The 8,336-nt window shown below is 45.8% G+C and carries 8 protein-coding genes; all 8 read right to left on the minus strand.

The genetic code is table 11. The features are described 5' to 3' along the window. Positions 1-32: 32 nt before the first annotated feature. Positions 33-587, minus strand: coding sequence for a hypothetical protein (locus FNE76_RS07750; protein WP_143928482.1), 555 nt, complete (start codon positions 585-587; stop codon positions 33-35). 97 nt (positions 588-684) lie between these two features. Continuing rightward, entirely contained in the window at positions 685-1,251 is a 567-nt protein-coding gene (locus FNE76_RS07755; RefSeq protein ID WP_407925319.1) for a restriction endonuclease, read from the minus strand. A gap of 5 nt (positions 1,252-1,256) precedes the next feature. Beyond that, complete coding sequence (locus tag FNE76_RS07760) at positions 1,257-2,171, minus strand: SAM-dependent methyltransferase (RefSeq protein WP_185963034.1); 915 nt, start codon at positions 2,169-2,171, stop codon at positions 1,257-1,259. A gap of 60 nt (positions 2,172-2,231) precedes the next feature. Then, positions 2,232-3,746, minus strand: a complete 1,515-nt coding sequence (locus FNE76_RS07765) for a protein hydE (RefSeq protein WP_120948796.1) — start codon at positions 3,744-3,746, stop codon at positions 2,232-2,234. After that, positions 3,747-4,286 (minus strand): HyaD/HybD family hydrogenase maturation endopeptidase, encoded by a 540-nt coding sequence (locus FNE76_RS07770; protein WP_104641000.1) that lies wholly within the window; start codon positions 4,284-4,286, stop codon positions 3,747-3,749. Position 4,287: 1 nt separating this feature from the next. Further along, positions 4,288-4,962, minus strand: a complete 675-nt coding sequence (gene cybH, locus FNE76_RS07775; protein ID WP_120948795.1) for a Ni/Fe-hydrogenase, b-type cytochrome subunit — start codon at positions 4,960-4,962, stop codon at positions 4,288-4,290. Further along, the gene (locus tag FNE76_RS07780; RefSeq protein ID WP_120948794.1) at positions 4,949-6,700 is read right to left on the minus strand and encodes a nickel-dependent hydrogenase large subunit; all 1,752 of its coding nucleotides are present in this window, start codon (positions 6,698-6,700) and stop codon (positions 4,949-4,951) included. Before FNE76_RS07780 ends, cybH begins: the two co-directional genes overlap by 14 nt. Beyond that, positions 6,693-7,895, minus strand: a complete 1,203-nt coding sequence (locus FNE76_RS07785) for a hydrogenase small subunit (protein ID WP_120948793.1) — start codon at positions 7,893-7,895, stop codon at positions 6,693-6,695. The genes FNE76_RS07780 and FNE76_RS07785 overlap by 8 nt, the downstream gene beginning before the upstream one ends. Between the last annotated feature and the right edge of the window lie 441 nt (positions 7,896-8,336).

Consider the following 8,336-nt stretch of genomic DNA (forward strand, 5'->3'; position numbering starts at 1 on the left):
TTGGGTCTAAAAAAAAACCCACTCCTTCTCTTTTAATAAATAGGTCTCCCTGTTTTCCCCCCCAAACATCCAAAAACCGCCAATAAAACCCCAAACCTAAAATTGGGCGCTAAAATTTTTCCCCCCCCCCCCCCCCGCACAAACCCCAAGAATCCGCCACAAGCAAGAACATAAGCGCACACAAAGCCCCAATGAGGCAATAACATGGCATGCATAAATTCTTGGGTTTCTCTAAGATTGGTGGCCAATAAAGTCCCCACTAAAGCTGGGGTAAAACCTGTGTGCAGATAGTAGGCACTGAAAAAATCAATGCCTGTGAGCACCAGACTGATAAGGCATAGAGTGCCTTTTAAGATATTTGTGATTTTATGCGAGGGGATAAAGGTCAAAAGAAAATAAAAAACATAAAAGAAGGCAAAGCCATAAAAAGCCACCAAGAGTATTTGTGCAAAAAGCTCGCCCCTTGCTTGCACCGACACAGAAAACCCACTAGCGACTATAGGCATAAGCCACATCAGCCAAAAATACTTGTCTAGAACAACTTTACCCATTAAATCTGTGATCTTGTTAATGCCAACCTCTCCCAAATAGATACTTAATCTGCACCATTGCTAATCAAACACTCCAAACCGCCCCCTTTTAGCGGATACAACCTAATCTACCTCCCCAAAGCCCTACACAAAACTAAACACACAAACCATCATGAATCAAAAAAGCCCGTAAATCCTTTTCAAAACTTGTGATGGGTTTTAGATCGTTGAGGGTGAGGGTGAGTTTATAATTGGCTTGGTTACCCGGATTCATGGCTACCAGCTGTTTTTCTTTATTGTGGATGCGAATCACCTCTTTGCGTTCCTTGTGTTTATAGATATAGTCTTGTTTTTTGTCAATAATATAGTAATGCACGCTCTCAACCGTGATGCCCAACAAAATAATATAATCGTAGTTGTATTTGGGGTTAATCCCATTGAATTGGAAATTATTATTGTTGAGACCCTTTCGAGCCGTCTTGATTTCCACTTTCTTGCCCTTGGAGAGCAGATCATATTCATCATGAATAATCTCTTTATTGCACGGGTCTAGGGGCAAACCCAACAGCTCGAACACTTCCTTCATAAAACTCTCTCCGATTTGACCTATAGCATTCCCCTCAAAACGCAAAATTTTTTCAAAAATGCCACTCCTCCGCTTGCTTTCGATTTCCTCGTATTTTTTCTCCACTAGGTTTAACAAAACTTGGTTAAAATCCAATGACATCATAAGCCTCCATCTTGCAAAAGTCTAAAAATATGGGATTTCCCAATGTGCCTACAACCATTTGTGGCTAGCGAACTATACTTGATCCAATCGGCGTTTAAGAACAGAGTATCCAGTCTTTCTTTGGGTGCATTTGGCGTATAAATGATGGCGATCCCGCTTTTATACTTGACATGGGCAAAATCTCTCACAACGGCGTTTTCTTTAAAAAATGTGCTGGAGAGGTAAAAATTTGCCTTTTTATTAAAAATCCATTCCTTGCCACATTCTCTATTTTTGGCTAAGGACACGGTAACCACTTTGACAATGCTGCTAAAAGGTTCGTGCTTTTCTTTCTGGCGGTACCAGCTAAATTCCTCTGTGTTGTTTTGGTGGTTTTTGCTCCAGATCTGGAAACAACAATGCACATCTTTTTCCCTCCCATCGCTCAAGTAAAAAGAATTTTTGGGCAAACTCTCTTCATAGAGCAGGTGCAGACCACGCACGCGATAACGCACAGACCCCTTCCCCAGACTTTGGAAAAACATGGGCAAAATGAAACAGACAAAATCAGCGTCTTTGGAGTGGTTGATAAATTCTAATGCTAGCACCCCGCGGTGTCCAAATGGGGGATTGCCGATGACAATTAGGGGTTTAGAGGGTAGGGTAAAATCTAAATAATTGGCTTGTATAGTGTCAAACTTGCTTGGACTAATGTCAATGCCAATTTTGGCTTCTGGCAAAAGGGTGTAAAAACAACCATCACCCACACTGGGTTCAAGCCAAGTGTATTGCTCCAACGCCTCATATTGGCTAATCACCTCTTTAGTTTTAGTCAATAACTTTTGGGCGATTTCAGGTTTGGTAAAATAGGCATCCAAGCGATTTTTGGCATTCCTCTTCATCTGAGCCCCATTAACATACCTCAAATCCATGGCATAAACCTCCAGAAATGGCACATTTTAGCCTATTTTGGCTGATTTAGAGCGTATTCTCTAGGCTAGGTAATCCATGTGTTTGAGGGGGAAGATAGGGGTGCATTCTTTGGGGAAATATTCAACACAGAGATCCAAAAAGACTTTTTGCAAAAACACTTCCCCACACAGATAGACATGATTAAGGTGGAATTGGGTATGTGTGTCATAGATGATATTGCCTAAAAATTGCGCCAAAGAGTCGAGGATACCAAAACACATGGTGGGTGCGTCCGTGCCCCCTAATGCATAGCTCATCGCGCTTCTGAGTGTGGGAGCGGGGTTGAGATTGGGGGGGTCTTTAGCCAGCTTAAAATCAATATAAGGTCCCTTGGTGCGTAGAAAGCTTTTGGCTTGATCGAAGAGTGCGTATGGGTCGTGTGTCTTGCTCAAACCCAAAACTTGGAGCAAGCCAGCCAAGAAGTCTAAAAGATTATGGCTTGGCTCTGTGATAGGGCTTTGCTCTAGGCGGGCGCATAACTCCGGGTAGGCTTTTTGGTAGTTGGCATAGAGCTTACGCCCCTTAGCATTTTTCTGCACTTCTTGGAGCAATGTGCTAGGAGAGGTGGGCACTTGCCAGCGCAACAATTCTTTATAAACCCCATCATAGACCCAACAGCAAGTGGGGCGTTCAAAATTCAAATACAAGACCAAATGGGGCTCTTTGGGGGCTTCTTGGCGCACAAATTCTAAGGTGGGGTTGGCATGTGTGCGGGCATGGGGCAATAGGAGTCCATTTTTGGCCACGCTGAAGACTTGATGGGGAAAACTCGGGGCTTTTGTGGTGTAGCTCAAATGCGGGGTATTTGGGCTGGGTGCCATAAACAAATAAGAGATGTCTCGCTTGAGCCCCAAGTGTGCCAAGAGGGCAAGCCCAAAATCATAGGGCAATTGGGCGTAAATCTCTAGACCCTTAAAATCAGATACAAAGACTTCTTTGAGGGTCGCTACAAGTTGGGGCTTCTCTAGCGTGCAAAGTGCCTGCGCGCTTCTTTGATCCAAACGGGTTAAAGAGAGGACACTGGCCAAATCCATAAAGAGTACGCTTGAGTTTTCTAGGGGGGTGCAAGAGAGGGTGTAAATTCCCCTAGAGGTCTTTAAGATCACATGTTGTTTTTGCTGGAGGCGATCTAAAATATCTTGAAAAGCATGTGTTATTTCTGCAAAGTCCAAGCAAGGTTTTTGCTCATAAATGACTTCTCCAATCCCATCTAAATTGCCATGTTCTAGGGCATTGCGCTCTTCTAGCACATCTATAGGAGGGGCCATTTTAGGGGAGGTATTGAACTCTAGAGTTTGCCCGGTTACCTCCACACCTACAAATTTAAAACTGAGTGCTAGAGGCAGGTGTTGGCTTAAAAAATCGGCAAAGCTTTGGGCTTGCTGTGGCGTGGCTTGCAAATAGAAAGCCTCTGGGGTAGTGGCATAGGATAAGTTTTGTGCGTGTGCATGCGCGCTTAAAAAATCCATTAACAACGCCCCCACTTGTGTGCCTAACTCCCCAATCGATTCAAATTTAAACACAAAGTTTTCCATTCAGATCATCCTATAAGAAGTTTGGGCGATTGCCTCTAGACTCTTGATTGTGGATTTGGGAGTAACGCACACGCCCCATTGCGTTAAAATCTCCAAAGCCTTTTCTATGGCTAGGTGTGCCCCCTTGAGCATGGAAGGGCTGAGATCAAAGCTGGTATTTTCTTGCAAAATGGAGGGGACTAGACCGATGATGGTGGTGGGAGGCAAATCGCCCATCAAGGCGGTAAGCTTCAAGGTTTGCAACATCTCCACCTCATGCGCGCTCCCTGCCCAAGTGATGTCTGGAGGGATTTGTTGGAAGTCAAAACAATAGAGATCGCCCACTTGAGCCCCCGCCACGCTCACACAATCCAAAAGCAAGAGATGATCGCATTCCACAATCCAAGGGATTAACGCCTGCGCCATAGTCCCCCCGTCCATGCATTCCACCTTATGTGCGCCCCCAAAGCGGTAATTACATGCCAAGAAGTTGGCCAAATGCACCCCCACCCCTTCATCGCCCAGTAAAATATTGCCAATGCCCAAGATTAGGATTTTCAGATCAATCCTTGACATAACGCATGCCACTAATCATGCTATCAGTCCCACCATCGGGGAACCTAATGGAGTGGAAAACCACCATATAAACATGCACGGGCACAAAGAGGATAATCCCCCAAGTGCTCAAGTGGTGGATATAACGCACATTGGAAAGCCCCCCACACAACACCTCAAACCATTTAAACAAGGGGGCTAAAAATGCGCCTAAGCCATTGTGATAGACATTGTAGTAGAGCACCACCCCGCTTAGAGAAATGAGGACCAACAAGATACACAAACTCAAATAGGCGATGAATTGGAGGGGGTTGTAAGCCCCTGCGCCACCATGCGCCTTACTGATCCAAAAATACACCTTGAGTTGCTTGATCCAAGCGTCCAAATCCCACACATTCCTAGCCGATGAACGTTCTGCATGGCTTTTGCGATCAAAGAAGAAGAGATAACACCTAAAAAGAGAGACAGCAATGAGGATAAAGCCCAACATGATATGCGCGCTGCGGATATAGGCTTGCAAAAAATACATGCCACTATAAACACTGGAACTGGGTTGTAAAAAGGGATAGGCGATATAAAACCCGCTCCCCACTAGAAAAAAGATGGCAAAGGCACGCATCCAATGGAACAAACGCACAAAGCCGGAAAACTCTTGGTAAGCGTGGTAACTATTCTTTGGCATGGTGTACCCCCTTAATAAAACTGGGTTGGACTTTAAATTCCCCCAAATGAGCCCCTTTTAAATCCATCACATGCACCGAGCATGCAATGCAGGGATCAAAAGAGTGGATCGTGCGGATGATCTCTAGGGGTTGGGTTAAATCTGCGATTTTAGTGCCAATCAAGCTCATCTCATAAGGTCCCTTTTGCCCCTGAGCATCTCTAGCTCCTCCGTTCCAAGTAGAGGGGACGACCGCTTGGTAATTGGCGACCACCCCATTTTTGATCCGTACCCAGTGGCTTAACATGCCTCTTGGCACTTGCCCGATGTAACGCCCCCTGTATTCTTTATTCTTGTCAATTTTATAGGGCGCGCATGTGCTCTGATCGGATTTGAGGTTTTCCACCAAAGAATCCCAAGTTTGTAAGCCATTTTCCACTAAAATCTTGGACTCTAAGCAACGCGCGGCGGTGCGCCCCAAAGTGCTAAAAATCGCCTCGATGGGCAATTGGGTGTCTTTTAAGAATTGGTGGGCTACTTTGGTCGTATGGGGATTTTTAGCTGCCAATCCTACAGCTAGGGATGCCAAAGGTCCCACCTCCATAGGTAAGCCATTATAGCGGGGGGATTTGATCCAAGAATATTTGCCCTGCGTGTCCAAAACCTTACTGGTGACCATTTCACCATCTAAGCCTACACTCTGCCCCTCTTTAAAGCCAGTATAATGGGGGGTGGTCTCTCCATCATAGGGGTGTAAAGCTACCGCATCATGGTCATATTGATACCATGAATGCGTAACCTCCTCTTTGATGAGGTTTTCATCAATGGGATGCAAAGTGCCCAAATCCCCATTGAGCACCACCCCAGAGCTCAAAAGATACTTGCCCCTACTCAATAAAATCTCCTCATGGGCGATGAAATTTTTAAGCCCACAACCTTTTAGTACGCTGTCCTCTTGATTGAACATGCCTGCTGCCATCACAATATCCGGGTAATAAGCCCGTTGCACAAAATCTTTTACAACCTCAAATTTGCTTTTCCACTCACCCAAACGGGTAGGGTCTAGCACATCCATAACAGAAGTGATTCCGCCCACGGTCAAACTCTGCGGATGGGGCTGTTTGGCCCCAAAAATGGCGGTCATCTTGGCTGCCTCTCTTTGGACGCCTAGCAACCTCAAATAGTGGGAGAGCACAATGAGATTTTGCTCCGGACTTAGATGGTAGGTTTTATGCCCGTAATAGCCATTAGCAAAGGGACCTAATGCCCCCTGTTTGGCAAAATCCCCCACGCGTTTTTGCACTTCTTTAAGTTCATCTTCCCCCGTGCCTAAGGGATAATCGCTATATTGGAAGGCAATTTGGCTAGCCTTTTTAGGGTCGGCTTTCAGCGCGCTCAATAGATCGCACCAATCTAGCCCATGCAAAGTGTAAAAATGCACCACATGGTCGTGCAACAAAAGCGCAATATTCATCAAGGAGCGCACCAACTGGGCGTTATAAGGGGGCACAATCCCTAAAGCATCCTCAACTGCACTAATGCCCGCTTTGTAATGTGAATAAGTGCAGACTCCACAAATGCGTTGGGCGATAAAGCCCGCATCGCGTGGATCGCGATTCTTAATGATGGTTTCTAGCCCCCTAAAGAGAGTGGAAGAAGAAAACGCATCGGTGATCACATTGCGATCATCTACGATCACCTCAATGCGCAAATGCCCCTCAATGCGGGTAATGGGATCGACAATGATTTTCTTAGCCATGTGAACTCCTCATTTCATCCTCACTGGATTGATCTTTGTTTTTGGCTAACCCTGAGATCACCGCATGCATCGCAATGCCAATCGCACTAGCACTCAGAGCTACAATGCCTACACTATCTGCCACCCTATCAGCCCCCACCCCCCCAAAAGCACTGGTAATGGGTGTGATCAAGCGGTTAGAGATGGGTTCTTCAAAAGGACTCATGGTGTCCCAAAAGTTGGGCTCAGAGCACCCAATACAGCCATGCCCAGCCCCAATAGGCCAATTTGTGTGGGAATTAAAGCGCAATTTGGAGCAATTATTGAATGTATAAGGGCCCTTGCAACCCACTTTGTAAAGACAAAAGCCATTTTTGGCATTTTCATCTCCAAAGTGCTGGACAAACTCGCCCGCATCAAAATGCCCTCTGCGTTCGCATTGATCGTGTATCCGGTGTCCATAAGCCCAAGTGGGGCGGTTATAGGCATCTAATCTGGGGGCTGTACCAAACATGAGCAAATAGAGCACATTACCCACAATGTTTTTCTCACTAGGCGGACAGCCGGGCACATTGATAATAGGTTGGCTGATGATCTTGTTTAAAGCCTGTGCATTAGAGGGGTTAGGGTAAGCTGCCTGCACGCCCCCAAAGCTCGAACATGTCCCAATGGCTAAAATGGCTTTGGCATATTTGGCCGCATGGATACACTCTTGTGCCCCCGTGCGCCCCTCGCTCCCAATGGTTAAAAAATACTCTGTGCCTTGAGGAATCCCCCCCTCCACCATCAGAATATAATTCCCTTTATGTTTTTGGATCGCCTGCTCTAAGTTGTGTTCTGCTTGGTGGCCACTAGCCACCATAATAGTCTCGTGGTATTCTAGGTTGATATAATCAAAGATTACACTATCAATGCTGGGGTCTTCGCTCCTAAGCAAGCTTTCGCTACACCCCGTACATTCTGCCATGTGTAGCCAAATGACTGGGAGGCGATTGGCCATCTCAACGGCTTTGGCAGTTAAGGGCACAAAGCTAGCCGGTAAGGCTAGAGTGGCTGTCATGGCACTCACCCACTTCATAAAGTCGCGTCTCTCTAAGCCTTGCTTGGCTAATTCCTCATGGATATTTTTATCAGGGCGGTTAGCCTCCAAACTAGTGAGTGCTTCGAGCCGTTGAGAAATCTGATCAAAGAGAACGCGTTCATAGGAGTCTTGCATGGAACTTCCTTTTGTTGAGATGATCTTAATTATACTCTAGCTAAGACACGCAACCCTTAACTCTCTTAAAATAGTCTCAAAAATGACCATCAAAGTCCAATCAAATCTAAATCCGGCTTAGAGATAATGAATTGTGCCAAACGGGGTTTAGCGGTGGAGAAGTTGCCGGTGCGTCTGATATATTAGAATCGGGCGGAACTACCATTAAGCCCTCTGACTTGCAGATTAATACCCCACCATCACATGGCAGTGCGTTAAACCCCGCAAGCAAGAATGCCAAATCCCCACTTAAAACCCCCATGGCAAAGGGGATAATGATTGGGTGATCCAGCCTACGAATATAAACTCCCTTAGTTTAAACCAATTAACACAAGGCGCAAACGGGTTTATTGTGGGGATTTGAAATACCTAAACCACTAATCCGAGAGTGCAGATGATACA

The organism is Helicobacter mehlei (assembly GCF_007280785.1).
Classification (GTDB): Bacteria; Campylobacterota; Campylobacteria; order Campylobacterales; family Helicobacteraceae; genus Helicobacter; species Helicobacter mehlei.